This is a genomic window from Paracoccus ferrooxidans, assembly GCF_029909815.1.
Lineage (GTDB): Bacteria > Pseudomonadota > Alphaproteobacteria > Rhodobacterales > Rhodobacteraceae > Paracoccus > Paracoccus versutus.
The window spans coordinates 19,863-46,297 of sequence record NZ_CP038198.1 but is presented as its reverse complement, the minus strand read 5'-3'; the positions used below and the strand labels follow the sequence as shown (position 1 = coordinate 46,297).

23 protein-coding genes and 1 pseudogene are annotated in these 26,435 nt (G+C 65.0%); 14 read left to right on the top strand and 10 right to left on the bottom strand.

The window, feature by feature from the left end; genetic code table 11:
* Positions 1-17: 17 nt before the first annotated feature.
* Genes E3U26_RS00225 through E3U26_RS00215 form a run of 3 tightly spaced genes read right to left on the bottom strand, consistent with a single transcriptional unit; the run spans position 18 to position 2,616 of the window.
* Complete coding sequence (locus tag E3U26_RS00225) at positions 18-1,343, bottom strand: TRAP transporter large permease (RefSeq protein ID WP_036761004.1); 1,326 nt, start codon at positions 1,341-1,343, stop codon at positions 18-20.
* Positions 1,340-1,876 (bottom strand): TRAP transporter small permease subunit, encoded by a 537-nt coding sequence (locus E3U26_RS00220; protein WP_036761001.1) that lies wholly within the window; start codon positions 1,874-1,876, stop codon positions 1,340-1,342. The genes E3U26_RS00225 and E3U26_RS00220 overlap by 4 nt, the downstream gene beginning before the upstream one ends.
* Positions 1,876-2,616, bottom strand: a complete 741-nt coding sequence (locus tag E3U26_RS00215) for an N-formylglutamate amidohydrolase (protein ID WP_036760999.1) — start codon at positions 2,614-2,616, stop codon at positions 1,876-1,878. The genes E3U26_RS00220 and E3U26_RS00215 overlap by 1 nt, the downstream gene beginning before the upstream one ends.
* Positions 2,617-2,737: 121 nt before the next feature.
* Here E3U26_RS00215 and E3U26_RS00210 point away from each other — a divergent pair, with 121 nt between their 5' ends.
* Positions 2,738-3,622, top strand: a complete 885-nt coding sequence (locus tag E3U26_RS00210) for a MurR/RpiR family transcriptional regulator (protein WP_036760996.1) — start codon at positions 2,738-2,740, stop codon at positions 3,620-3,622.
* 571 nt (positions 3,623-4,193) lie between these two features.
* On the opposite strand, the gene E3U26_RS00205 is transcribed toward E3U26_RS00210, so the two are convergent.
* Both E3U26_RS00205 and E3U26_RS00200 read right to left on the bottom strand, forming a co-directional pair.
* Positions 4,194-5,657, bottom strand: a complete 1,464-nt coding sequence (locus E3U26_RS00205; RefSeq protein WP_499105070.1) for an alanine/glycine:cation symporter family protein — start codon at positions 5,655-5,657, stop codon at positions 4,194-4,196.
* 309 nt (positions 5,658-5,966) lie between these two features.
* Complete coding sequence (locus E3U26_RS00200; protein ID WP_499105804.1) at positions 5,967-7,229, bottom strand: inorganic phosphate transporter; 1,263 nt, start codon at positions 7,227-7,229, stop codon at positions 5,967-5,969.
* A gap of 266 nt (positions 7,230-7,495) precedes the next feature.
* Here E3U26_RS00200 and E3U26_RS00195 point away from each other — a divergent pair, with 266 nt between their 5' ends.
* The 3 genes from E3U26_RS00195 to E3U26_RS00185 all read left to right on the top strand — a co-directional run bounded on the left by E3U26_RS00195 (position 7,496) and on the right by E3U26_RS00185 (position 12,224).
* A complete protein-coding gene (locus E3U26_RS00195; protein ID WP_499105069.1) occupies positions 7,496-8,497 on the top strand; it encodes a TAXI family TRAP transporter solute-binding subunit in 1,002 nt (333 codons plus the stop codon).
* 83 nt (positions 8,498-8,580) lie between these two features.
* Positions 8,581-10,647, top strand: a complete 2,067-nt coding sequence (locus tag E3U26_RS00190) for a TRAP transporter permease (protein ID WP_499105067.1) — start codon at positions 8,581-8,583, stop codon at positions 10,645-10,647.
* 155 nt (positions 10,648-10,802) lie between these two features.
* Positions 10,803-12,224 (top strand): alanine/glycine:cation symporter family protein, encoded by a 1,422-nt coding sequence (locus E3U26_RS00185; RefSeq protein ID WP_036761195.1) that lies wholly within the window; start codon positions 10,803-10,805, stop codon positions 12,222-12,224.
* Positions 12,225-12,732: 508 nt separating this feature from the next.
* Here E3U26_RS00185 and E3U26_RS00180 read toward each other — a convergent pair.
* Together E3U26_RS00180 and E3U26_RS00175 are read right to left on the bottom strand one after the other, a co-directional pair.
* Positions 12,733-13,452, bottom strand: coding sequence for an aspartate/glutamate racemase family protein (locus tag E3U26_RS00180; protein ID WP_499105065.1), 720 nt, complete (start codon positions 13,450-13,452; stop codon positions 12,733-12,735).
* Positions 13,449-14,602, bottom strand: a protein-coding gene (locus E3U26_RS00175) for an IS3-like element ISPfe1 family transposase (protein WP_114537220.1) whose coding sequence is annotated in 2 segments (ribosomal slippage) — positions 13,449-14,356 and positions 14,356-14,602 — 1,155 coding nt in all. Because the reading frame shifts where the segments join, the coding sequence is not laid out codon by codon here. Before E3U26_RS00175 ends, E3U26_RS00180 begins: the two co-directional genes overlap by 4 nt.
* Before the next feature lie 68 nt (positions 14,603-14,670).
* Here E3U26_RS00175 and E3U26_RS00170 point away from each other — a divergent pair.
* The 8 genes and pseudogenes from E3U26_RS00170 to E3U26_RS00135 all read left to right on the top strand — a co-directional run.
* Positions 14,671-14,757 (top strand): annotated as a pseudogene (locus E3U26_RS00170) (IS5/IS1182 family transposase); the annotation flags it as partial.
* A gap of 246 nt (positions 14,758-15,003) precedes the next feature.
* Complete coding sequence (locus E3U26_RS00165) at positions 15,004-15,564, top strand: TetR/AcrR family transcriptional regulator (protein ID WP_499105064.1); 561 nt, start codon at positions 15,004-15,006, stop codon at positions 15,562-15,564.
* Between the two features lie 3 nt (positions 15,565-15,567).
* Positions 15,568-16,713 (top strand): efflux RND transporter periplasmic adaptor subunit, encoded by a 1,146-nt coding sequence (locus E3U26_RS00160; protein WP_499105063.1) that lies wholly within the window; start codon positions 15,568-15,570, stop codon positions 16,711-16,713.
* Entirely contained in the window at positions 16,710-17,843 is a 1,134-nt protein-coding gene (locus tag E3U26_RS00155) for an ABC transporter permease (protein ID WP_036760159.1), read from the top strand. Before E3U26_RS00160 ends, E3U26_RS00155 begins: the two co-directional genes overlap by 4 nt.
* A gap of 5 nt (positions 17,844-17,848) precedes the next feature.
* Entirely contained in the window at positions 17,849-18,541 is a 693-nt protein-coding gene (locus E3U26_RS00150; RefSeq protein WP_323033335.1) for an ABC transporter ATP-binding protein, read from the top strand.
* Between the two features lie 131 nt (positions 18,542-18,672).
* A complete protein-coding gene (locus E3U26_RS00145) occupies positions 18,673-19,155 on the top strand; it encodes a cytochrome b (RefSeq protein WP_036760157.1) in 483 nt (160 codons plus the stop codon).
* A 96-nt stretch (positions 19,156-19,251) separates the two neighbouring features.
* Positions 19,252-19,632 (top strand): hypothetical protein, encoded by a 381-nt coding sequence (locus E3U26_RS00140; protein ID WP_149766318.1) that lies wholly within the window; start codon positions 19,252-19,254, stop codon positions 19,630-19,632.
* Between the two features lie 61 nt (positions 19,633-19,693).
* Complete coding sequence (locus tag E3U26_RS00135; RefSeq protein ID WP_499105062.1) at positions 19,694-21,634, top strand: heavy metal translocating P-type ATPase; 1,941 nt, start codon at positions 19,694-19,696, stop codon at positions 21,632-21,634.
* 15 nt (positions 21,635-21,649) lie between these two features.
* Here E3U26_RS00135 and E3U26_RS00130 read toward each other — a convergent pair whose 3' ends face one another.
* Positions 21,650-22,300, bottom strand: a complete 651-nt coding sequence (locus E3U26_RS00130; RefSeq protein ID WP_323033334.1) for a DUF924 family protein — start codon at positions 22,298-22,300, stop codon at positions 21,650-21,652.
* A 68-nt stretch (positions 22,301-22,368) separates the two neighbouring features.
* The gene (locus E3U26_RS00125; RefSeq protein WP_199286329.1) at positions 22,369-22,668 is read right to left on the bottom strand and encodes a hypothetical protein; all 300 of its coding nucleotides are present in this window, start codon (positions 22,666-22,668) and stop codon (positions 22,369-22,371) included.
* Positions 22,669-23,155: 487 nt separating this feature from the next.
* On the opposite strand from E3U26_RS00125, the gene E3U26_RS00120 reads away from it, so the two are divergent.
* Positions 23,156-24,508 carry a ferredoxin reductase family protein gene (locus tag E3U26_RS00120; protein WP_323033333.1) on the top strand — a complete coding sequence of 451 codons (1,353 nt, stop codon included), beginning with the start codon at positions 23,156-23,158 and terminating at the stop codon, positions 24,506-24,508.
* A 413-nt stretch (positions 24,509-24,921) separates the two neighbouring features.
* The gene (locus tag E3U26_RS00115; RefSeq protein WP_323033332.1) at positions 24,922-25,836 is read left to right on the top strand and encodes a LysR family transcriptional regulator; all 915 of its coding nucleotides are present in this window, start codon (positions 24,922-24,924) and stop codon (positions 25,834-25,836) included.
* A gap of 44 nt (positions 25,837-25,880) precedes the next feature.
* Here the strand turns inward: E3U26_RS00115 and E3U26_RS00110 are convergent, their stop codons facing one another.
* Complete coding sequence (locus tag E3U26_RS00110) at positions 25,881-26,399, bottom strand: hypothetical protein (protein WP_499105061.1); 519 nt, start codon at positions 26,397-26,399, stop codon at positions 25,881-25,883.
* Positions 26,400-26,435 lie beyond the last annotated feature (36 nt).

Sequence of the window (26,435 nt, the reverse complement as noted above, 5' to 3'; positions counted from 1 at the left end):
TACCTCCTTGCCGGTTGTCATTGTCCATAGATCGACTGGGGCAGCCACATGGCGATGCCGGGGAACGCAATGACCAGCCCGAGCGTCAGCAGCATGATCATCACGAAAGGCAATACCGAGCGATAGATCACCCCAAGCGTGAAATCCCGAGGCGCGAGCGCACGCATCAGGAACAGGTTGTAGCCGAACGGGGGCGTCAGGTAGGCGATCTGGCAGGTGATGGTATAAAGGATGCCATACCACACCAGATCGAAGCCGAGGCTGCGCGCCATGGTGACATAGATCGGCGCGACGATCACCAGCATCGCGGTGTCGTCCAGGAACATCCCCAGGATCAGGAAGGATGCCTGCATGATCAGCAGCACCTGCAAGGGCGTCAGATGCATCTCGCCCAGAAACAGCCGCCCGATGGCGCGGCCCGCGCCCAGCCCGTCGAAGACCGCACCGAAGCTGAGCGCGGCCATGATGATCAGCATGAACATGCAGGTGATCGCCAGCGTCTGGCGGGTCGCGATTTCGAACACGTGCCGGGTGAAGCGGCCCTTGAGGACGGCGGCGACCACCGACGACACGGCACCGATGACGCTGCTTTCGGTCAGCGAGGTCCAGCCCTTGACGAAAGGGATCATCATGGCGGCGAAGATGATGATCGGCAGGATGCCCGCGCGCAACAGCCGAAACCGTTGCGGCCAGGTGATGGCCGCGCGTTCCTCGGCCGGCATCGGGGGGGCCAGCGCCGGATTCAGCCAGGTGCGGATCAGGATATAGGCGATGAACAGCGCGGCCATCAGCAACCCCGGCCCGATCCCCGCCAGCCACAGCTGGCTGACCGGCTGGCGCGCGATCAGCGAATACAGCACCAGAACGACGGAAGGCGGGATCAGGATGCCGAGGCTGGACCCCGCCTGAATGACGCCCGAGATCATCGGCTTGTCATAGCGATGCTTGACCAGCTCGGGCAGGGCGATGGTGGCGCCGATGGCCATGCCGGCGACCGACAGCCCGTTCATGGCCGAGATCATCACCATCAACAGCACCGTGCCGATGGCGAGCCCGCCCGGCAGCGGCCCGAACCAGACGTGAAACATCCGATAAAGGTCGTCGGCCAGCCGCGATTCCGACATGACATAGCCCATGAAGACGAACATCGGCAGCGTCAGCAACGCGTTCCACCGCATCACTTTCATCACCGCCGAAAAGCCCATGTCGGTGCCGCCCGGCCCCCACAGGAGCAGCGCCGCCACCACGGCGACGAAGCCGATGGCCCCGAAGACCCGCTGCCCCGTGATCATCATCAGAAGCATCGTCGAGAACATCAGGATGGCGATCCACTCATGGCTCATCTGTTGACCTCGCCGACAAAGGGGCGGGGAATGTCGACGTTGCGAAGAATGGCGATGTCGCGGATCAGATGGGCGATGGCTTGCAGGATCATAAGCGCAAAGCTGATCGTGATGACGACCTTGATCGGCCATAACGGAGGCCGCCACGCGCTTGGCGCGCGCTCGCCTATCCGAAAGCTGTAGGCGGTGCTGTCCACCGCCCCCCACAGCATCACGCCCAGATAGAACAACAGGCAGAAGATGGTGAAGATGTCCCAGATCGCCTGCCGCTTCACCGGCATCCGGGCATAGAGCAGGTCCATCCGCACATTCGCGCCCAGTTGCATCGAATAGGGTGCGCCCAGCAGGTAATAGGCGACCAGCGTGAATTGCGCCACCTCCAGCGTCCACAGCGACGGCATCCTGATCACCTTGGTGAACGAGGACCACAGCAGGACGCCCATGATCACGAACAGCAGATACATGACGATGCGGCCAAGGCGGTAGTTCAGCGCTTCGATGCGCCTGACATAGCAGATCGCCCAGTTCGGCATCACAGGCACTCCTTCACGGCTTCGCGGATCGCCGGGGCCAGACGGTTCGCCATGGCCTGCTGCGCCACCGGCGTCGCGATCAGGTCGTTGCGGATTTCCAGCATCGCATGGCCCAGCCCAAGGGGCGTGGCATGCAGCGCCAGCGTATGGGTCACGCCGTCGGCGGCGCTGTAGGGATCGTTCAGGCGGGTGAGAAGCCCGACGTCGCGTGCCAGGATGGCTCGTGCCAGCCTGTCGTCGGCCTCGTGGATGATGCCGAATTCGACCTCTCGCCTTGTACTGAAATAGACGGGAGTAAAGCTGTGGACGGTAATCAGCGCGGTCGGCCTGCCGCTGGCCAGCCTGCGGGCCAACAGGGAAAACAGCGCCGCATGAAAGGGAATGTAATGCGCCCTGGTCCGCTCCAGCCGCTGCCGGGGGGTCAGATCGCGATTGCCGGGAATGTCATATGCCTCGCTACGCGCAGGCATCGCGCCTGGTGAATCGGGGGGGCGGTTCAGGTCATAGATCAGGCGCGAAGCCGTCGCGTGGATCAGCGGCGCGTCCAGCGCGGAGGACAGCCCCTTCGCCACGCCAAGCGCGCCGGGATCCCATGCGATATGGGCCTGGCGCTGATCGACGCTCAGCCCAAGCGCATTGGCCGCAGCCGTCAGATCGTTCGAGGCATGCTCGCACACGATGACCGCATCACCGCTGCCTTCCGCGTTATCTATCTGGAAAAAGAATGCAGGATCAGACATGCGCGCGCTCCATTGCTGCTCAGGTTGAAGCAGCCGGGGCGAGTCTGTCAATTATTTTTCAGAGTGTGTTTTTCCTGTTAAGAATGTTACGAACACGGTGACGCTGTCGGGAGGGCCGTCGATGTCGCAGGAACATGAAGCCGCGGGCACTATCGAGGACCGCCTGATGCAGCGCTTCGGCACCCTGACCCCGACCGAGCGCCTGCTGGCCGGCCACCTGACGCGGAACTTTCCCGTCGCGGGGCTGGCCTCGATGACCTATCTTGCGAAAGAAGCGGGGGTTTCGACGCCCACGGTGCTGCGCCTGGTTCAGAAGCTGGGGTTTCGCGGCTATCCGGAATTTCAGGCGCAACTGCGCAATGAGATCGAGGCCCGGCTGGAATCGCCCCTGTCCAAGCACGCGCGCTGGACCGACGGGGTGCCCCAGACCCATATCCTGAATCGTTTCGCAGACGCCGTTCTGGCCAATCTGACCCGGACGCTCAGCCGGATCGACCACGCCGATTTCGATGCATGCGCCGAGATGCTGGCCGATCCGAAACGCCGGGTTCTGGTGACGGGCGGGCGCATCACCCATGCGCTGGCGGATTATCTGGTGACTCAGCTGGGAATTGTCCGGCCGGGAGTATCCGCGCTGCCCAGCCAGTCCAGCGCTTGGCCCTCGGCGCTACTGGAGATGCGTCCCGGCGACGTGCTGATCGTGTTCGACATCCGCCGCTATGAAAGAGCGACCCTGCAATTGGCCGAAATGGCAGCCGAGCGGGGTGCAGAAGTCGTCCTGATCACCGATCCCTGGATCAGCCCGATATCGGCCTATGCCCGCTTCCGCTTCGCTGCACAGATCGAGGTGCCCTCGGCCTGGGACAGCAGCACGGCACTGATGGTGCTGATCGAGACCTTGCTTGCGGCGGTGCAGGAACTGAACTGGCCACAGGCGCAGGACCGCATGACGCGGCTTGAGGCGCTGTATGAACGCGCCAGCATGTTCCGGCGCGGGAAGGGTTGAACCCGCGGCGCCAAGCCTCGATTGACCTGGCGGAGGCGGGCATTCACTGAAAGCGCATCGGAGAATGGCTCAGGTGCGCTGTGCGATATTGCCCCCCTTGATCCGGCGCAGCGAAATTTCCAGCCGCACCTCAGCTGCTGCAATTTCATTCAGGACGCGCTTGGTATAGTTCCGGGCGGCTCTGAGAATGGTCCTAACAGGCTGCTGAAAAAGGATTTTGAGAGGGCGACGCAGCGGAAATCGTTCTGGAGCCAGCTAATATCGGCCCGAAAATGGGGTGTTTTCGGCAAATTTGAGGCGGATTTCCTGGTTCCCCGCCCGCGCTGTCCTGTCGCAAGGACTTTTTCAGCAGCCTGCTAAGCCCTGCCGATTGCAGCGGCTCGACCGGCTGTCCGCAGCCGGAGATGGCCGGGCCTTCCGGTCGCCCGGCTGCGCGCGCCGGTCGGGCCGCGCCGGCGGTGCCTTACCGCCAGGCCCTGCGGGCGCGCTCGTCGGCCCGCTGGGGTCGCCGGCAGAAAGCACCCCGGCCCGCGAACCACCCCGCCGGCACCGGCGGAGCGGCCGGCAAGGCTTACGACCGCTCGCTCGCCTTCCATTCGTCCCAGCTCGGCTGGCCCTTCATGAAGCCCTCGATCTGCTGGCGGTCGGCCTCCAGCCGGGGGTCGTGGCGAAGGTAGAAGCGGGTCTCGCGCGCGATCAGGCCCGACAGGATCAGCAGCCCGATCAGGTTCGGGATGACCATCAACCCGTTCATCACGTCCGAAAAGCTCCAGACGACGCCCAGCTGGACCGTGCAGCCCAGCAGCACCACCAGGGAAAACAGGATGCGGAAGGGCATGACGCCGCGATGACCCACCAGGCGCTCGAGGTTGCGTTCGCCGTAATAGGCCCAGCCCAGGATGGTCGAATAGGCGAAAAGAACCAGGCCGACGGTCACGACCCAATGCCCCCATTGTCCCGGCAGGCCGTGGCTGAACGCCTGTCCGGTCATGATCGAGGGCGAGATCTGCAGTCCCGTCTGCGGGTCTATCTCGGTCCAGACGCCGGTGGTGATGATCACCAGGCCGGTGCAGGACACGACGATGATCGTGTCGATGAAGGTCTGGGTCATCGACACCAGGCCCTGCCGCACCGGATGCGTGGTCTGCGCCGAAGCGGCGGCAATCGCGGCGGAACCCATGCCGGATTCGTTCGAGAAGATCCCGCGCGCCACGCCGAACTGCACCGCGATCATGATGGTGGAGCCCAGGAAGCCCCCCGTCGCCGCCGTCCCGGTAAAGGCCTGCGAAAAGATCTCGCCCAGGGCGGCGGGCACCGACCCGATGTTGACCAGCAGGATGTAAAGCGCGCCCAGGACGTAGAACAGGATCATCACCGGCACCAGCCCGGCAGTCACCTTGCCGATGGACCTGATCCCGCCGACCAGCACCACCAGCGTCAGGCCGGCCAGGACGATGCCGGTGATCCAGGTCGGGATCATGAAGCTGCGCTCGAGGTTCGAGGCGATCGAATTGCCCTGCGTCATGTTGCCGATGCCGAAGCAGGCGCAGACGGCGAATATCGCAAAGCACAGCGCAAGGAACCTGCCAAAGCCGTTCGGGATGCCGCGCTCCAGGTAATACTGCGGGCCGCCGTTCTTCTCGCCGACCTCGTCGGTGGTGCGGAAGCGCACGCCGAGGAAGGCCTCGGCATATTTCGATGCCATGCCGAGGATCGCCGTGACCCACATCCAGAACAGCGCCCCCGGACCGCCCGCCGCAATGGCCGTCGCCACCCCGACGATGTTGCCGGTGCCGACCGTCGCGGCCATCGCGGTGGTCAGCGCCTGGAATTGCGAGATGTCGCCCTCGGCATCGTCATCCCTGCGTTTGAGCAGGCCAAGCCGCAGGGCCGCGCCCAGACGGACCAGCTGGATGCCCTGCAACCGGATCGTCAGGTAAAGCCCGGTGCCCAACAGCAGCGGGACAAGAAGGTAAGGCCCCCAGACGATCCCGCCGATTTTCCCCAGGATTGCTTCCATCTGGTCGAGTCCCATCGATGCCGCCTCTCGTGATTGCAAGGGCCGCAAACGGAACCGTCCGGTCCCGGATGTCAAGTTCGGCCGGGGCACGGCCCTTGCCGCAGCGAAGGGGGGGAAAGACGTCCCCACCAGGACAGGGACAGAGACCGGCGAGGGCGGGTTCGCTTGGCGCCGCAGCGCAAAGGCGGTCCGCTCGGGATCCCCTTGCGCAAGCTGCCGAGGCCTTGGCCCGGCAGGGATTGCTCCCGGCCCCATCGGCGCCAAGGGGCGCGATGGCCCCGACGCCATCGCCACGGGTTTCGATCTGCCGCGCTGGGGCGCGAATCAGGCCGGTATCTGCCGCAGGATCAGGAACAGGAGCGCCGACAGAAGCGCCGCGGCAGGAACGGTGACGACCCAGGCCGCCCCGATGGTCAGCACATGCAGCCTGCGGACCAGCTTGCGGCGGCGGCGCTCGTCCGCGGGTATGTATTCCGGCCGGGGCACGGCGATGCGGGCCTGTTTCAGCCGCCGCTCGGCATCCCATTCGCGAAAGAAGCCCACGCCGAAGATCGCCCCCACCGCGATATGGGTCGAGCTGACCGGCAGCCCCAGCCAGCTTGCCAGAATGACCGTGATCGCCGCCGACAGGGCGACGCAATAGGCGCGCATCGGGTTGAGCTTGGTGATCTCGCTGCCGACCATGCGGATCAGCTTGGGGCCGAACAGGCTGAGCCCGAAGGAGATCCCGAAGGCCCCGATCAGCATGACCCACAGGGGAATGGTCACGTCGCCATTGAAATCGCCCGTCTGCACCGTCTGCACGATGGCCGCCAGCGGGCCGACGGCATTGGCGACGTCGTTGGCGCCATGGGCAAAGCTGAGCAAGGCGGCAGAGGCGACCAGGGGGATGCCGAACAGCACCTTCACCGACTTGTTGCGGTTCTCAAGCCCCTCGGACTGGCGGCGGGTGACCGGAATCATCAGCAACCAGCAGCCCAGCCCCACCATCAGGCCCAGCAGCAGCGCAGCGCCCATCGAGACCTCGACCAGCTGCTTCAGCCCCTTCATCACCAGATAGGCGGCAAAGGTGCCCGCCATGATGCCGACCAGGATGGGCACCCAGACGCGGGCCGCGGCGATCTTGTCCTCGCGATAGACGATGCGGGACTTGATGAGCCACAGGAAGCCTGCCGCCACGACCCCGCCCATCACCGGAGAGATGACCCAGCTGGCGGCGATGGCGAGCATCTGGTCCCAGCTGACCGCGCCGAAGCCGGCCCCGGCGATGCCCGCGCCCACGACCCCGCCGACCACCGCATGCGTGGTCGAGACCGGCGCCCCGATCCATGTCGCCAGATTGACCCACAGGGCCGACGCCAGCAGCGCCGCCATCATCGCCCAGATGAAGGTCGCAGGCGTGTCCAGCGCCTCGGGCGCGACGATGCCCTTGGCGATGGTCGAGACCACGTCGGCACCGGCGATCAGCGCGCCCGCGCTTTCGAACACCGCCGCGATGACGATGGCGCCCCCCATGCTGAGCGCGTTCGCCCCCACCGCAGGACCCATGTTGTTGGCCACGTCGTTGGCCCCGATGTTCAGCGCCATGTAGGCGCCAAACACATCAAAGACATCGTTGCAACATGTCCGGCATCCTGGGCTCGAACGCCACGAACTGGGCGGCTGCGGCGAAAGGCGGCTGGCCGAGGGCGACGAAAATTCCCACCGGCGCCCTCCAAAGCCGGACGGCAAGGGCGTGCTCGGCCTTCGGGACGCAACGACACCCGCGCATTTTCGCGCATCCCGGCGGTTGTCTTGCGTGGCGGCTCTGCCTAACCTCGACCGGAACGATCTGGGAAACAGGGGACATGCACATGAAATTCAGGACAATGTTGGCGGCCTTCGCCGTCGCCGCCTCCTTCGGCCAGGCTGCGGTGGCGCAGGAGATGTCATTCTTCCGCATCGGCACCGGCGGCACCGCCGGCACCTATTACCCGATCGGCGGGCTGATCGCGAATGCGATCTCGAACCCGCCCGGCTCGCGCGCCTGCGAGGACGGCGGCTCTTGCGGCGTGCCGGGGCTGGTGGCGACCGCCGTGGCCTCGAACGGCTCGGTCGGCAATGTGAACGCGATCAACGGCGGTGCGATGGAGGCGGGCTTCAGCCAATCCGACGTGGCCTATTGGGCGCAGACCGGCACCGGGCTGTGGGAAGGCCAGCCGGCGGTCGAAAAGCTGCGGCTGATCGCCAACCTCTACCCAGAAAGCATCCATCTGGTGGCACGCAAGGACGCGGGCATCGCCTCGGTGGCCGATCTCAGGGGCAAGCGGGTGTCGCTGGACGAGCCGGGCTCGGGCACGCTGGTCGATGCCAAGATCATCCTCGAGGCCTTCGGCCTTTCGGAATCCGACATCACCCCGGAATATCTCAAGCCCGACCAGGCGGCGGACCGCATGCGCGACGGGGCGATGGACGCCTTCTTCTTCGTCGGCGGCTATCCGGCCGGCGCCGTCGCCGAACTGGCCAGCCAGCACGACGTGGCGCTGGTGCCAATCACCGGTCCCGAGGTCGACACATTGCGCGAGACCTACAATTTCTTCGCCGCCGACACGGTTCCGGCCGGAACCTACGAGGGACAGGACACCGATGTCGCCACGATCTCGGTCGGGGCGCAGCTGGTGACCAGCGCCGACCAGCCCGAGGAGCTGGTCCACGGCATCACCCAGGCGCTATACAACGAGAACACGCAAAAGCTGTTCGCGGCCGGCCATGCCAAAGGCAAGCAGATCACGCTGGAGAATGCGACCCAAGGCGCGGGCATCCCCTTCCATCCGGGCGCCGAGCGTTTCTACAAGGAAGCCGGCAAGCTCGAATGAGCATGGCCAAGAACTGACGGAAAGGACGCGACCGGACCCCGGTCCGCGTCCTTTGGTCCTGAACCGAACGGCAGGAAAACGACATGACCGAGAAAACACGCCCGCTCTCCGACGACGAGCTTCGCGCGCTGGAGGAGGAATACGATCCTGAGGCGCGTTTCCGCACGGTCACGCGCCCCATCGCGATCCTGTCCGGGGTCATCCTGTTCCTGCTGTCGGTCTATCACTTCTACACGGCAGGCTTCGGCATCCCGCGCGCCACCACGCATCGCGGATTGCACATGGGCGTGTCGCTGTTCATCATCTATCTCAGCTTCTCGTCGCTGGCGCGCAACCGCCACAGGACGGACGGTTTCGCCGTCCTCGGCGTGCCGGTGACAGACTGGATGCTGGCCATAGGCGGCGCCGTCAGTGCCTTCTACGTGCCGTGGATTTATGACCAGCTGGCCTTCCGCGTCGGCAATCCGCTGCCCATCGACATCGCCATGGGCACAGTGCTGCTGGTGGCGCTGATGGAGGCGGTGCGCCGCTCGATGGGCTGGCCGCTGCCGGTCATCGCGATCCTGTTCATCGCCTACGCCTATTTCGGCAAGTCGATGCCCGGCATCCTGGTGCATCCGGGCGCGGACTGGGCCAATATCGTCAACCACCTCTACCTGACCTCGCAGGGCATCTACGGCACCGCGCTCGGCGTCATCGCCACCTATGTGTTCCACTTCGTGCTTTTCGGGGTGATGGCGCAAAAGATCGGCCTGGGGCAGTTATTCATCGACCTGGCCACTGCGCTGACCGGGCGTTTCGCCGGCGGACCGGCCAAAGTCTCGGTGGTGTCCTCGGCGATGCTGGGCACGATCTCGGGCTCGTCGATCGCCAATACCGTAACCACCGGCGCGCTGACGATCCCGGCCATGATCAAGATCGGCTTCAAGCGCCACTTCGCCGCCGCGGTCGAGGCGGCCTCCTCGACCGGCGGGCAGATCACGCCGCCGGTCATGGGCGCGGTCGCCTTCCTGATGGTCGAATATCTGGGCATCCCGCTGCGCACCATCCTGATCGCCGCCGTCGTCCCGGCCTTCATGCATTTCTTCGGCGTGCTGGTTCAAGTCCATCTGGAAGCCAAGCGTCTTGGCATCCGCGGCCTGCGCCGCGAGGAACTGCCGAAAGCCGGCAAGGTCCTGCGCGAGGGGTGGCTGTCGGTCTTTCCGCTGGTCCTGCTGGTCTGGATGCTGATGTCCGGCCGCACGCCCTTCTTGTCGGCCTTCTGGGCCATCACCGCCTGCATGATCGTCTATCTGATCCAGCGGGTCATGGCGGCCGGCGCCGTCGAGGGCATCAAAGAAACCGCCGCCGGCATCTATGAGGGCTTCGTCGCAGGCGCACGGCAATCGCTGGCCGTGACGGCGGCGGCGGCGCTTGTCGGCGTGGTGATCGGCGTCGTCACCCTGACCGGCGTCGGCTTCAAGATCGCCTTCATGGTGACGAGCGTGGCGCAGAACTGGGCCACGTCCTTCCATGGCCTGCTGGCTGTGCTGCCGTTTGAACTGCTCAGCATCCAGACGCTGACGCTGCTCTTCACGCTTCTGATGACCGCGGTCGTCTGCGTGCTGATGGGTTGCGGCGTACCGACGACGGCGAATTACATCATCATGGTGGCCGTGGCCGCCCCGGTCCTGGGCATGATGAACGTCGAGCCGCTGGTGGCGCATTTCTTCGTGTTCTATTTCGGCGTGCTGGCCGATGTGACGCCGCCGGTCGCGCTGGCCGCCTATGCGGGCGCCGGGATCGCCGGAGCGAACGGCTTCAAGGCCGGCAACACCGCCTTCCGGCTGTCGATGGGCAAGGCGCTGGTGCCTTTCGTCTTCGTCTTCTCACCTTCGCTCTTGCTGGTCACGCAGTCGTTCACCCTGCCCGACTTCCTGCTGGCCTTCACCGGCGCGGTCCTGGGCATCGTGGCGCTGTCGGCGGCGATCACGAACTGGCTGCTGGGACCGCTGCTGCTGGTTGAGCGGCTGCTGCTGCCCGTCGCAGCGCTGATGATGATCGCGCCGGAAATCGTCTCGACCGTGATCGGCGCGGCGATCCTGGCCGCGGTCGTCCTGCGGCAGTATCTCGCCGGAAGCTCCGGCCCGAGCCCGGAAGCGGCCAGATGAGCCGGAGCCTTTCTCGCCCTTCCGCGCGGCACTGATCCCGGCGATGCCGGGAGGCGGGCAGTCCGAAAGACCATCGGAATTGCCCAATCCCCGGACGTAGGCTAGTCTTTCCATACAGGCGTCAACCCTATCCGTTCCGAACTGGAGAACCCAAGGTGACGGCAGTTATCGGTTTTCTGAATACGATCTTCTGGGGATATGTCCTGATCTACGGCCTGCTGGCCGTCGGGATCTATTTCACCATCCGGCTGCGTTTCCAGCAGATTCTGCATTTCCGAGAGATGATCCGGTCGATCGCCGCCGCCCCTGCGGCAGACCGTCAGGGGATTTCCCCGTTTCAGGCGCTTTGCACAAGCCTGGCGTCGCGCGTGGGGACCGGCAACATTGCCGGGGTCGCGGTGGCGCTGGTTCTTGGCGGGCCGGGGGCGATCTTCTGGATGTGGATGGTCGCCTTTGTCGGCATGGCGACCGCCTATTCGGAATCGACGCTGGCCCAGCTCTACAAGGTCAAAGACAGCAGCGAGCCCGGCGGCGTCTATCGCGGCGGTCCCGCCTTCTACATCGCGCACGGCCTTGGCCTGCCCTGGCTTGGCGCAGTGTTTTCGGTTTGCCTGATCCTGTCCTTCGGGCTGGTGTTCAACGCGGTACAGGCGAACTCGATCGCGGATGCGATGGAGGGGGCCTTCGGCATGCCCAAGCTGGCGACCGGAATTGCCATCGCCGCGCTGACCGGCGTGGTGATCTTCGGCGGCATCCGGCAGATCGCCACCGTGGCGGAATATGTCGTGCCCTTCATGGCCGGCATTTATCTGCTGGTCGCGATCATCGTCGTGCTGATGAACCTGGGCGCGGTTCCGGGAATGCTTGGCCATATCGTGTCCAACGCCTTCGGCCTGACCGAGGCGGCCGGCGGCATCACGGGCGGCATCGCCGCCGCCATGCTGAACGGGGTGAAGCGCGGGCTGTTCTCGAACGAGGCCGGGATGGGCTCGGCACCGAATATCGCGGCAGCGGCAACGCCCAACCCTCACCATCCCTCGAGTCAGGGTTTTGTTCAGGCTTTCGGTGTCTTCATCGACACCATCCTGATCTGCACCTGCACCGCACTGATGATCCTGCTCTCGGGGGTCTATGTGCCGGGGGGTGAACTGACGGGCACGCAACTGACCCAGTCTGCCCTGGCCGACCATATCGGAACCGCCGGCCCATTATTCGTGGCGGTGGCGATCTTCTTCTTCGCCTTTACCTCGATCATCGGCAATTACGCCTATTCGGAAATGGCGATGACTTTTCTTGGCATCGGCAACAAGGCCGGGCTTACCACACTGCGGTGCCTGGTACTGGTCATGGTGTTGTGGGGAGCGCTGCAGGCGGTCACGACGGTGTTCGATCTTGCCGATGCCTCGATGGGGCTGATGGCGACGATCAACCTGATCGCCATTGTCGCCCTGTCGGGAACGGTTGTGGCGCTGACGCAGCATTATTTCGCGCAACGCGAAGCGGGACGCATCCCGAAGTTCAGCATTCGCGAACATCCCGAAATGGCAAAGGGCGTCGACGCCGATATCTGGTCCTAATCGAGGCGCCCTATGGCGCACTGGGATGGCACAACACTTCATTGAGACGATCAGGCACAGGACCGGAAGGTGGTGTCCAGTGACCGCTCTGATGTCTTTTTTCAAGGGTTCTCTCACGCGATCGGGGACGCCGGGGCGTTTATTGCGATCTGGACGCCCAAAGGTGGGCACAAGGTCTGAAGACGTCGGTGAACAAGCTCTGATGCGCGGGCTGGATACCGCATGACCGATTGTGCGTCTCGGGGCTATTCCTGTCTTACACCGGGCGTCAGCATAAAGCTGGCCACAAAGCGATTGTCAGATATTCCCCTGCCATCGACCTCGTGCCCGCCATCCGGGGTTCAGAAAGCACCTTGGCCACAATACGGCCAATACACCGAAACTCTTTCATTTCCCCCTCGCAACCGCAGCGCGCTGTTCCGGCATCCGGGGCAGCTTTCGTTGAATGGGGCTGACCTCATGCCCGTCGGGAATGACCGCGTCGGGGCGACGGCCCGGAAAGCCGGCACTACATCGCCCCCTGATAGCGGCAGGCGACGCAGGCGCGTTCGACATGGCGGATCATGCTGTTGAAATCGAAAACCGGCCTTCCGGTCACGGCCTGAATCGCCTGCGCATAGGGGGGCAGATCCGAGCACTCCAGCAGGATCGCGCCGATCCGGGGATGGCGCTGGACCAGATCGGCGGCGACGGTCATGATCTCCTCTTCGATCCGCGCGCTGTCGAGTGTCCCCTTTTCCTCCAGAATGGCGCTGCGGAATTCCGGCTGATCCTCCATCCCGGCAATATGCAGCGCAACCTTGGGATCGGCTCCGCAAGCCGCGAAATGCGCCGGCGTCAGGCGGGATGCGTTGGCGGTGATCACGCCGACCGGGCGGCCGGTGATATGGGCGATGAACGGGATCTGCAGCAGCGGCGACAGCAGGACGGGGATCTCGACCGCCGCCGCAACCTCGCGCTGGAAAAGGGCCATGAAGCCGCAGGCGCCGGTGATGGCCTTGACCCCCTCGGCCTGCAATTTCCGGGCGCCCTCGATGAAGGGCGCGACCAGCGCCGGATCGGCCTGATTGAGCAGCCGGTCGATCGACGCCCCCTCGACCTGGTGATAGCGCACCGGAAAGGGATAGGTGCTGGCATTGCCGACATTGCCGGGAATGCAGGGATAGGCGGCATCGAGGATCAGGATACCGATGCTTTCTGACCTGCCCCCCGGTCGTCCCTCGTTCATAACGAGAGTCCTTGGGGTTGATATTGGTTGGTTTCGGGTGTGGCAAGCGCGCCGGGCGCGGAGCCCTCAGATTGCTCAAGCGCTCGGCGCGCGTCGGACGGGGTCTTGTTGCCCAGCGAGGAATGGGGCCTGACGTTGTTGTAGTCGTAGCGCCAGAGGGCCAGTTTGCGGCGGGCATCAGCCAGGCTGTCGAAGATTTCCTCGTTCAGGCATTCGTCGCGCAGGCTGCCGTTGAAGCTTTCGATGTAGCCATTCTGCTGCGGCTTGCCCGGGTCGATGTAGTGCCATTCGACGCCGTTCGCGTTGGCCCATTTCAGGATGGCCTTGCTGGTGAACTCGGTTCCGTTGTCGCTGACGATGCAAGCGGGCTTGCCGTAAATCCTGACCAGCGCATCCAGTTCCCGTGCCACCCGAGCCCCAGAGATGCTCGTGTCAGCGATCAACGCCAGGTTCTCGCGGCAGCAATCGTCGTTCACAGCCAGAATGCGGAACTTGCGGCAGGCCCCGAACGTGTCGGACAGGAAGTCTAACGACCACCGCTGGTTTGGCCTCAACGGCGCTGGTATTGGCGTCCGGCTACCTCGTGCCCTCTTGCGGCCACGCCTGCGGCGCACCGACAGGCCCTCTTCCCGGTAGATGCGATAGAGCTTCTTCTCGTTCATGATCATGCCCTTGCGCTCCAGCAGGATGCCCACGCGCCGGTAGCCGAACCGCCGGCGCTTCTCGGCAATCTTGTGCATCTCCTCACGGATTTCCGGGTTGTCGGGTGGCCTGTCACGCCGCACCGTCTTCGGATCGACACCGATCAGGACACAGGCCCGACGCTGAGAGATCGGATGATCCTTCATCGCCCGCAGCACCGCGTCCCGCCGTTGCACCGGTGTCGTCAGGGCTTTCCCAAGAGATCCTTCAGAACCACGTTGTCCAGCATGGCATCGGCCAGAAGGCGCTTCAGCTTCGCGTTCTCGTCCTCGAGCTGCTTCAGCCGCTTGGCGTCCGACAGGTCCATCCCGCCATACTTCGCCTTGAGCTTGTAGAACGTCGCGGGGCTCAACCCGTGCTTCCGGCAAAGCTCGGAAGTCGGCAAACCCGCCTCCTGCTCCTTGATCATCCCGATAATCTGCGCCTCGGTGAACCGGCTTTTCCTCATGTCGTCTGCTCCTTCTCAGGTTGGGCAGACTCTACATCACAGCGAGGGAACTTCCGGGGGGCAGGTCAAGGCGTGTGGCCACCCGATATGACCGGTGCCCGAAGGTCTTCCTTTCGGCCATCGCCCTCGCCGCCCTCGTTATATACTGGTTATGAATCCTGACCCTAGATTTCGTTAGACGAACTTACGTGTTGTCTTCCGTATTCGCCGCGTCGGGGGCAGAGATAGGCCGGCCTCCCTCTTGCCCACCTAGTTCCCGGTGTCGCGGCAATCAATGCATGCAGAAAATGATGCCCAGTGATTGACGCATCGCATGAGGCTGCCTAAATATGTTTGTGACTACTCACTAACTAACGGGGTGCCCCGTGCGAAAGTCAGCGGAGCTTCGCAAGGCCGAGATCGTGGCCACCGTGCTCGACCTGGCCGACCGGATCGGGCCGGACCGGGTGACGACGGGGGCGGTCGCGTCGCAGATCGGCGTCACGCAGGCCGCGCTGTTTCGGCACTTCCCGACCAAGGCGGCACTCTGGCAGGCCGTTGCCGAGCATGTGGCCGAGGGGCTGGCAACGGCGTGGGAGGATGCATTGCGCCTCGGAGACACCCCGATCGTCAGGTTGCGTGCACTGATTTCCGCACAGTTCGCGCAGATCGCTGCCACCCCTGCCCTTCCCATGCTGCTGTTTTCGCGCGAACTGAACGTCACCAACGCAAAGCTGCGCGCCACCTTTCACGGCAGGCTCACGACCTTCCACGGCCTTCTGGCGATGGAGGTCGGGGCCGGCCAGAAAACCGGCGCGTTGCGCGGCGACATCGCCGCAAACGATGCGGCGGCGCTACTGACGTCGCTCGTGCAGGGCGTGGCGATCCGCTGGGCGCTCGGCGCCCGCGATTTCGACTTGCGAGCCGAGGGGCTGCGCCTGTTCGACGCACAGTGCCGGCTTTTGGCTGCGGAAGGAGAATAGACGATGCGGCGCATTTGGCTGTCGGGTCTTCTTCTGGCGGCGGCTGTCGCTGCCGGCTTTCTGTTCTTCACCGAACGCCCGCTGACGGTGGTGGTCGTTCAGTCCGAACATGATGTGGACCTTCGCATCTACGGGCTCGGCACCGTCGAGGCGCGGATACTCAGCCGTGTCGGCTTCGAGGTGGGCGCTGCCTTGACCTCGCTGGCCGCCGATGCCGGGGACAGCGTGGCCAAGGGGCAGGAACTGGCCGTCCTTCACTCCGCCGAGCAGGAAGCGCGCGTTGCCCGCGCGGACGCAGCGGTGACGGCCAATGAGGCCAATCTTGCCAAGGCCACCGCAGCCGTGGTGCGCGCCCGTGCCGTTCTGGCCGAGCGCGAAGCGGCGAACCGCCGTCAGCAAGGGTTGGTACAGCGTGATATCGCGTCGGTCCAACGCGCCGAGGAAGCGCAACGCGACGAGGATGTGGCCCGCGCCGATCTGGCCGTGGCCGAGGCTGATGTGGCAGTGATCCGGGCACAGAGCCTTGACGCAGCTGCCGCACTGCGGCAGGAGGAAGCCCTTCTCACCCATCACCGGCTGCTTGCGCCCTATGACGCACTGATCGTCGCGCGCCATGCCGAGCCGGGCACAGTGGTGAAGGCCGGCGATGCGATCTTCACCCTGATCGACCCGGCCACCATCTGGATCCAGGCGTACATCGACGAAGAACGTGCCGGCCAGCTTGTCCGGGGCCAGCCGGGCACGATCCGGCTGCGATCGCAGCCTTCGGCCGAATTCCATGGCACCATCGCCCGCATCGGCATCGAAAGCGACCGGGTGAACGAAGAACGCCGCGTCTGGCTGACCTGCGCCGACTGCCCCGCCGAGATGTTTCTTGGCGAACAGGCCGAAGTGCGCATCCTGACCGGCACACGAACGACCGCGCTGATGGTGCCCGAGGTCGCGATCACCGGCTTCGACGGCCATCACGGCACCGTCTGGACGGTGCGAGACGGCCGTCTCGCGCGGGTGGAGTTGACCCTCGGCGTCCGCGATGATCGCGGTCGCGTCGAGGTCACGGGCGGGCTGCCCGAGGGAGCCGCCATCGTCGCCCATCCGCCCAAGGGCGCGGCCGAGGGTCGGCGCGCCCGCGGCAGTGAGGCGCCATGAACCTCGCGCTCAAGGACATCCGCCATGGCCTGTTCCGGTTCGTGCTGACCTGTTTCGGGTTGGGGCTGCTGATGACGGTCGTGCTGGCGATGATCGGTATCTATAACGGCCTCGTCTCGGACGCGCTGGCGGTGGTAAAGGCACCGGCCGCAGATGTCTGGGTGGTGGAGGCCGGTACCAAGGGACCGTTCGCGGAAGCCTCCAGCATCCCCGCCGACACGCGCGACGCGGTGGCGCGGATGCCCGGCGTGGCCGAGGCCGGCGCGGTCAACTATCAGAACCTCGAGGCGCCTCATGCTGGGCGCACGCTGCGACTCTATGTCGTCGGCTACGAGTCGGGGCGTCCCGGCGGGCCGCAGGCGATCGCCGAGGGGCGCGGCATCGGCGCCGGTCATTTCGAACTGGTGGCCGACCGCAAGACCGGCCTGCTGCCCGGCGAGACGATCCGACTCGGGCGCAACCGCTTTACCGTGGTCGGCCTGGTCGAAGGGGCGATGAACTCGGGCGGGGATCCGGCGGTCTATGTGACGCTGGCCGACGCGATGGCGCTGCAGACCGAGCTCGACCCGGCCGCTCAGCGGGTGCAGGCCGCGCGCGGGGCTGTCTCCGTCAAGTCCGCATCGGTCGCCGCCATAATTGCCCGCATGTCGCCGGGCGCCGATGTCGATCTGCTGACCGCGACCGTGCGCCAATGGAAGCACCTCGCCGCCATGACTCAGGCCGAACAGGAGGAACTGCTGCTGGCCTCGGTCGTCGACAAGGCGCGCCGCCAGATCGGGCTGTTCCTCGGCATCCTTCTCTCCGTCAGCGCCGTGGTGATCGCGCTGATCATCTACACGATGACCATGGAGAAGCTGAAGCAGATCGCCACGCTGAAGCTGATCGGCGCGCCCGACCGCACCATCATCGCGCTGATCGTGCAGCAGGCGCTGATCCTCGGCGCCTCGGGCTGGGGGATCGGCCTGATGCTGATCCTTGCGGTGAAGGACTATTTTCCCCGTCGCGTGGTGCTGGAGCCGTTCAACGTCATGGTCCTTGCCGGCATCATCGCCGCCGTCTGCCTTCTATCCTCGGCGCTCGGCGTGCGGGCGGCGATGAAGGTCGACCCGGCCACAGCGCTCGGGAGCTGACCGACATGGCGCTCGGCGACATCCTCATCGAGGTCTCGAACGTGGCCAAGCATTTCGGCGAGGGCGAAACCCGCGTCGATGCCCTGCGCGCGGTCGATCTGTCCGTGCGGGCCGGCGAGGTGATCGCGCTGCTCGGTCCGTCCGGTTCGGGCAAGACGACGCTGCTCAACATCATTGGCTGCATCCTCGCCCCATCGGCGGGACGGGTGGTGCTGGACGGCGAGCCGGTCTTCGACGGCAAATGGCTACGGCGCGACCTGAGGCGTCTCAGGCTCGACAAGATCGGCTTCATCTTCCAGAGTCACAACCTGCTGCCCTTCCTGACGGCGCAGGAGAATGTCGCGGTCGTGCTCGATCTTACCGGTCTGCCCGCCGAGGAAGGCCGGACGCGGGCGCGTGAACTGCTGGACTATCTGGAGGTCGGCCATCGCGCGATGGTCAAGCCGGCGCTGCTGTCGGGTGGCGAAGCGCAGCGCGTGGCGATTGCCCGCGCGCTGGCCAACCGCCCCCGCATCATCCTTGCCGACGAACCCACTGCCGCGCTCGACGGCGCGCGCGCCGGGCTGGTGATGGACCTCATGCGCAAGCTCGCGGCCGAGCAGGAAGCCTGCATCGTGACCGTCACCCATGACGAGAAGATCTTCGACCGCTTCGACCGCCTGATCCACCTGCGCGACGGCCATCTGGTTAGCGCGTGATGGTCAGGAGTCAGGAGGCAGACATGACCCAAGCCCTCACACGCCGATCCTCGCCACCGTCATGCCTGCGGCGGATCGGATGTCGCACGACAGTGGCCGATACCACGCGACCTTGAAAAGGTGTAACCAAGATGCAACCGACATCCTATTCCAGAGCCCAGATCATCCTGCACTGGACGATTGCGGCCCTCGTCTTTTTCCAGATCCTCATGCATGACGGCATCGTCAAGGTATGGGACGGGCGGATGGACGGCATGCTGCCGAACCAGCCGACGATCAATCCTCATGCCGTTGCCGGCGCGCTGATCCTCGTTCTCGTTCTGTGGCGGCTGGTGCTGCGCCGCCGGCGCGGCGTTCCGGGCCTGCCGGAAGGCGAGCACCCGGCCCTGAAAGTTCTGGCCACGGGCATGCATGCGGCTCTCAACCTCCTGCTGATCCTGATGGCGCTTTCCGGCATGGCGGCGTGGATTTCCGGCGTCGAGGCGATCGGCGAAGCCCATTCCATCGCGCGGCTGGCGCTGGTTCCGCTGGTCCTCCTGCATATCCTCGCCGCACTTTACCATCATTTCTGGCTCAAGACCGATGTGCTGCGGCGCATGTTTGGCCGGGCCTGAGGCGGGGTCCGTTCCGCGCGCCGCAACCCGCAACCCATGGCAGGCCGGGCCACGCCCGCCCGGCCGCTCCCCAAACCCCGAACTCCGGAGGCAGACATGACGAGAAGACCGCGCAGCCAGACCGTTGCCGCCGCCGTCGCGGTGATCTTCGGCCTGCTGACCATCGTTTCGGGCGGCAGGGCGCTGTTCGGCGGCGTCGATATGGGCGCAGTGGTGCCATTCGTGCTGTGGTTCAACTTCGTCGCGGGATTTGCCTATGTCCTGGCCGGGATCGGCCTGTTGCGCGGCGCAGGGTGGGCGCCGCTGCTGTCGCTGGCCATCGCCACGGCCACGGTGGCCGTCTTCGCCGCCTTCCTGTGGCATGTCGGTGCCGGCGGCGCATGGGAGGCACGCACCATGGGCGCGATGATCCTGCGCAGCGCCATCTGGATAGCCGTCGCGGCCTTTGCATTTCGGTGCCATAAGCCATCCGATTGATCCACTCACCCAGCCAGCGATGGCGGCTGCCAGCCGCGACCTCGCCAGCCAGGAGCCTGACATGAAGCGATTTCCAACTATTGACCTGTCACTGACCCTTTCGCTCGTTACCGTGCTCGGCATGGCAATGGCGGCGGCCGGCAGGTGGCTACCAAGCGGAGCTTTCGACGCTCTGGAGCTGCCGGGACTGGTGCTGGTCTATCTGGCTGGCGGCCTGCCGACCGGCTGGCGCGCGCTGTCGGAGCTGTGGCGCGCGCGCGTGCTTGACATCGACCTGTTGATGATCGTCGCGGCAATCGCCGCCGCAATCGTCGGCGCCCCGTTCGAGGGTGCGGTGCTGCTGACGCTGTTCAGCATCTCGACCACGCTGGAGGAACGCGCGCTTGGCCGGGCCCGCCGCGCCATCGAGGCCTTGATGGCGCTGCGCCCCGAGACCGCCTTGCGCAAGACCGCGGGCGGCGATGTCGAGGAAGTTCCCGCCGAGGTGCTGACCGTCGGCGATGTAGTGGTGCTGCGCCCCGGCGCCCGGGTGCCCAGTGATGGCGTGGTCGTCACCGGGCGCGGCGGCATCGACGAGGCCAATATCACCGGCGAATCCATGCCCGTGTCGAAAGAGGCCGGTGCGCAGGTGTTCGAGGCCACGATCAACCTCGACGGCGTGCTGGAGGTCGAGGTCACGCGCAGCGTCAGCGACAGCACCATCGCCCGCATGATCCGTCTGGTGACCGAGGCACAGGCCGCCCGCGCGCCCTCCGAACGGTTCAGCGAATGGTTCGGCCAGCGCTACACGGTCGCGGTGCTGGCGGGTGCGGTGATCGCCTTTGCCACGTTCTGGTGGCTGGGCGGCGACTGGGAACGGGCGCTTTACCGCGCCGCCACGCTGCTGGTCGCCGCCAGCCCCTGCGCCATCGTCATTTCCGTCCCCGCCGCGATCCTGTCGGCCCTTTCGGCGGCGGCGCGAGGCGGTGTTCTGTTCAAGGGCGGCGGCGCGCTGGAGACGCTCGCCGAGGTCGATATCTTCGCCTTCGACAAGACCGGCACCCTGACCACCGGCCGCGCCGAGGTGACGGAAATCGTCGCGCTGGATGGCGACGAGGCCGGGTTCCTGTCGCTGCTGGCGGGGCTGGAGGCGCATTCCGAGCATCATATCGCCGCCGCGATCCGCCGTAAGGTCGCCAGCCGCGGGCTTGATCCGGCGCAGGTGGCCGATGTGAACGCCCGGCCAGGCATCGGCATCGAAGGGTCCGATGCACTTGGCCCGGTTTGGGCGGGCAATGCCTATCTTGCCGAGGACACGAAGGCCGCAACGGATCACCCCGCGTTGCAGGCGCTGGCGGATGGCGCCAATACGGTCGTCTATCTGGGTCGCGACGCCACCGTGCTGGGCGCCGTCAGCGTGGCGGATGAGGCACGGGCCAGTTCCGCCGGGGCGATCGCGGCCCTGCGCGACAGTGGTGTCCGCCGCATCGTCATGATGACCGGGGATCGCAGGCCGGTGGCGCTGCGCATCGGCGCCCAGCTTGGGCTGGGGCCCGAGGAGACTCACGCCGAAATGCTGCCACAGGACAAGGTTCGCGCGGTTGGCGAACTGGCCGCAACCGGCCGCGTCGCCTTTGTCGGCGACGGCGTGAACGACGCCGCGGCGCTGGCCCGCGCCGATGTCGGCATCGCCATGGGTGCGGCCGGGTCCGAGGTGGCGCTTCAAGCCGCCGATGTGGCGCTGCTGTCCGAGGATATGGAGCGGCTTGCGGACGCGCACCGCCTGTCGCGCCGAACCACAAGGGTGATCCGGCAGAACCTGACCTTCGCCATCGGCGCCATGGTGGTTCTGGTCATCGGCGGGCTGTTCTTCGATCTGCCGTTGCCGCTGGTGGTGATTGGCCATGAAGGCGGCACCGTGCTGGTGGTGCTGAACGGGCTGCGGTTGCTGTCGGACCCGATCCGCCGGTCGAAGGCGTCTGTTGCCGGACAGGCGCTGACGGGTGTCGCGCAGCCCACCTGAACCGTGGGGATGCGCTCACCCCCGAAAGACGCGCAGATGCGGAAACGCGCCCTTTTCCAGATAGGCTTCCTCCTCGGGCGTCGATCTTCGGCCAAGGATGGCGTTGCGGTGCGGGTGGCGGCCAAAGCTGGCGATGATGCGGCGCACCTGCCCCGCTTGATCGACGAGCGAGGCATAGAGCGGCCGCAACGGCGCCGGCGCGCGGGCGGCGATGTCGCGGCGCAGGGCGATCAGCCGGTCGATGCGGGCCAGATGGTCTGCCCCCTCTGCATGGCCCAGGGGCTGGGTGAAGGCGATCTGGAACCACGGCAGGCCAAGCGCCGCCCAGTCTCCGTTTTCCAACCCTTCCAGCGCCTGCGCCAATGCCGCCGGGTCTTGCGCCCAGGCCCGCGGGCTGCCCCGCCACAGCGAGCGCGGGAACTGGTCCAGCACCACGATCAGCGCCAGCCGGCTCTCGGGCGTCCCTGCCCAATGATCCAACGCTCCCGCCGCGCCGCGTTCGGTCAGCGGGCCAAAGCGCGCCGCAATCGTACCGTCCGCGCCGCCATGCATCCGCCAGCGCCAGTACTCGGCATGGCGGTCAGGGTCGATATCCAGTGCGCGGCCCTCGGGGAACCAGAAATCCAGAACCTCGCCGATCTGTCTGGCATCATTGCTATCGGTCATGTCATCCCCCATGAAAACGCCCACGCGCCATGGGCACGGGAGCGGAATTGTCGATGAGGCACAAGCGCCTAGGCGGTCGCGGGCACCGCTGCCGGCACAGGTCGGCGCCCGCCGGGCCCGCGCGGGACGCGCAGCAGGCGCATGGCGTTGGCGATCACCACCAGTACCGAAAGCTGATGGATCAGCATGCCCTCGGCCATATGCACATCGCCGTTGAACACGCCCGCCAGCAGCCCGGCCACAGTCAGCAGCGCAATGACAAGGTTCTGGCGCATGTTGCGCAACGTCGCGCGCGAGATCGCCGTGGCCTCGGCCAGCATGTCCAGATCGTTAGCCATCAGCGCGATGTTGGCGGTCTCGATCGCCACGTCGGACCCCGCAGCACCCGTGGCGATCAAGGTATCGGCGGCGGTCAGCTCGGGAGGTCGTTGATGCCGTCGCCGATCATGGCGACTTGGTGCCCTCGGCCTGAAACCGAGGGATAAGGTGGAGCTTGTCGTCGGGCAGACGAGCGGCGGGAACCTGTAGCTGCTCGCGGTTAGCCTGGTGATGTGCCGGATTCCAATGTCATGAAGCCGGGCGATGGCCGGCGGCCGAGGGGCACAATTGATCGAAAGGCACAAGATTCCCGCGATGCACCCATCGAGAGGAACGATCACCAGCGTATGCCCGCGCTCCGGAAGCGCGGCCAATGCCAACGCCGAGGCATCGTCAAAGGCGATGCCAGGTTCGAGTAGTCTTCACGATTTCGCGACAAATGCGTGGCAAGTTCCACTCTTGACCTGCGTCGACGAGTCTGAATCCTTCCTGCGATACACGAAAGCACAGTGGCCACTATAGAAAGAACTCGCCGCGATGCAGCACATCAAGCTCACCTTCTGGGGCGCTCTGGCACTGTTGACCGTTTTGTGGCTGGTCGCGGAGCCCACGGTATTCCAACCGGCCAATTTCTTCGTGCTTCGGGGAACGATGGTCCAGTACACTGGCATCATCGCCATGGCTGCAATGAGCGTTGCCATGATCTTGGCGCTGCGGCCGCGCTGGCCGGAACGGTGGTTCGGCGGGCTGGACAAAATGTACCGGCTGCACAAATGGCTGGGCATAGCGGCTCTCGTCATTTCGGTGATCCATTGGCTGTGGAGCCAAGGGCCGAAATGGGCGGTGGGCTGGGGCGTGATCGCGCCGCCGGTGCGCGGTGAGAGGCCGTCCCTGGAAAATCCGATCGAGCAGTTTCTCATGAGCCAGCGCGGGACGGCGGAGGGTCTAGGCGAATGGGCGTTCTATGCTGCTGTGCTGCTGATCGCGCTGGCGCTCATCAAATACTTCCCCTACCGGCCGTTCTATAAAACGCACCGCTTGTTGGCCGTCGTCTACCTGATACTCGTGTTCCATGCCGTGGTGCTGACCACGTTCAGCTACTGGACGTCGCCAATCGGCGCGGTGATGGCGCTGCTTCTTGCGGCAGGTACTTATGCGGCGGTCGTAGTCTTGCTACGCCTCGTCGGTGCGGGGCGGCAGGTTCGGGGCAGGATCGCCTCGCTCCATTACTATCCGGGTGTGAAGGCTCTCGAGACAGAGATCGAGGTGCAACAGGGCTGGCCCGGCCACAAGCCTGGCCAGTTTGCCTTCGCCCTGTCCGACCGCACCGAAGGGGCTCATCCCTACACGATCGCCTCTGCCTGGAACGAAAAGGATCCACGCATCACCTTCGTGACCAAGGAACTCGGCGACCACACCAGCCGTCTGCGCGAGAAGCTGAACGTGGGCCAGGAGGTCAGGATCGAAGGGCCGTATGGCTGTTTCGACTTTGATAACGGTCAGCCCCGGCAGATCTGGATCGGCGGCGGCATCGGCATCACGCCGTTCATCGCCGGCATGAAGCATCTGACGCAAGAACGGCGCGTGCATCTGGTCCAGCCTCATCCCGTAATCGACTTGTTTCACACGACCGCCGACTATGACGAGAAGGCCATCGCCAAGCTGACGGCGGATGCGAAATCGGCGGGCGTCCGTCTGCATATCCTGGTTGATTCCCGCGACGGCCTACTGACCGGCGAGCGTATTCGTGCGGCTGTGCCGGATTGGCGCGACGCCAGCATTTGGTTCTGCGGTCCGACGGGGTTCGGTGAGGCGCTGCGGCGGGATTTTGCCGCGCAGGGACTGCCAGTCGCGAAGCGGTTCCATCACGAGCTATTCGCCATGAGGTAAGTTTGATCTCTAGGCCATGCAATAGAGCGCAGCGGCCCGGATTCCGCGTCGCGACCTGATGCGTAAGTCTGTCGCACAAGCTTTGACTTTTGCATCGGGCTTTTGTGACAGGATTTTCCAAGAAAAATGCCGGCGATTCTGTCGCGAAACTTGGGCAGACCATCCTAAAACCTTTGAAGGGATTCCTGCTGCGGTTGGCGCATAATAGAATCAGCTTATAACCACATGCCGAAGAGTTTTAAGACATTCTCCTCCTCAAGTTGAGCGACGCAGGACAAACAGGGGAACTCGACACTGCACAGGGCGATTCTGGTCATGTCTAGTTCACCGCAGCTACCGCATTATTGCCTGCCGATTCAATATGTTCTGTCCTCTCAGGATCAACATTATTCAAATCGGCACGGAGACCTTGCATGAATACACAGGCGCAGGACTGGGACGATCTGCGGTTGTTTCTTGCCGTAGCCCGAGCGGGATCGCTTTCGGGCGCGGCACGGGTGCTTGGCGTGACCCATTCAACCGTTTTTCGTCGCATCGGCGCTTTCGAGCAGCGGATGGGTGTACGACTTTTTGACCGGCTGCCCGGCGGCTATGCCCTGACGGCCGCCGGCGAAGAGATGCGCGATTCTGTCACCCGCATCGAGGAGGAGGTTGCGGCGCTGGCGCTGAAGGTCACCGGGCAGGATCAGCGGCCAAGCGGGATGATCCGTATCACCGCGACCGACCTGTTGGCTGTCGGGGTTCTTCCGCGGCATATCGCGGCGTTCCGGGCGGAATGGCCGGGGATCGAGATCGAGGTGGTCGTAGCCGATACCGTGCTCGACCTGACACGGCGCGAAGCCGATGTCGCGTTGCGGCTTGGCAATCCGGGGCAGGAAACACTGGTCGGACGGCGGGTCGGGCGGTTGGCCTTCGCCATCTATGCAGCGCCCGGTCTTCATGCGCGAGGGCTGAGCGACCCGGCCGATGGCGACTGGATCAGCTACGGCGCGGCCCATGGTCCGCTCAGCCGCAGTCTGGCGCGCTGGTGGCCGCAAATGCGGCAGGTTTACCGGACGAACTCGATCATCGCCGCCCATGCCGCGGCGCAAGCGGGGATCGGTGTTGCAGCCCTGCCCTGCGTGGTTGCCGATTGCGACCCCGCACTGATTCGCGCCGCCGCATTGCCCGAGGATTTCATGCTGGATCTCTGGGTGCTGACCCATGAAGACCTGCGCCACACCGCGCGCATTCGCATCTTCGTGGATTTCATGGCCGCAGCCCTGGCCGCCGATGCCGATCTGCTGGAGGGGCGCTGCCCATGCAAGGCGATACCGGCAGGGGCATGACGCCTCTGCCGGTCCGGCCCCTTTCTGACTTGCGCAAATAGGCCTCAGTTGAAATTCTGCCAGCCCGGATGCTCGAAATGCTCGCCATAGGCGTTCAACGCCTGAACGATCTTCACCGCGCCAGTCTCGACCTCGCCGGCCTCCAATGCCGAGATGCCGGTCATCACCTCACCAAGGACGATATGGAACTGCTCGTCTACCTCGGGTTCCAGCACACAGTTCTCGACCATGAAATCGACCTGCTTCTGGACATCGGCAGCGACCCCATTCGCGGCATCGGCCGGCAGGGTGCCGTTGTGGATCGCGGTCAGGTTCGCGGCCATGGTTCCGTGAATCGCGGTCATGCCGGTGATCATGTTCTGATCGCCCTGCCATTTGGCGCCATCGTTCAGCGTGATCTCGATAGCCCCCGCGCCATGGCTGTCATGATCATGGGATTGCGCGGCGGCAATGCCAGCTGACCCCAGCGCGAGGGCGAGAGCGACAGCGACGGTGGTGAAAGATTTTACAGTCCGCATAGTGATCTCCTGTATCTGCCAAGTGGTTCTGGCCGCGGCGGGCATCGACAGACGCCGCCGGGCTTGGGATAGACATAGGCT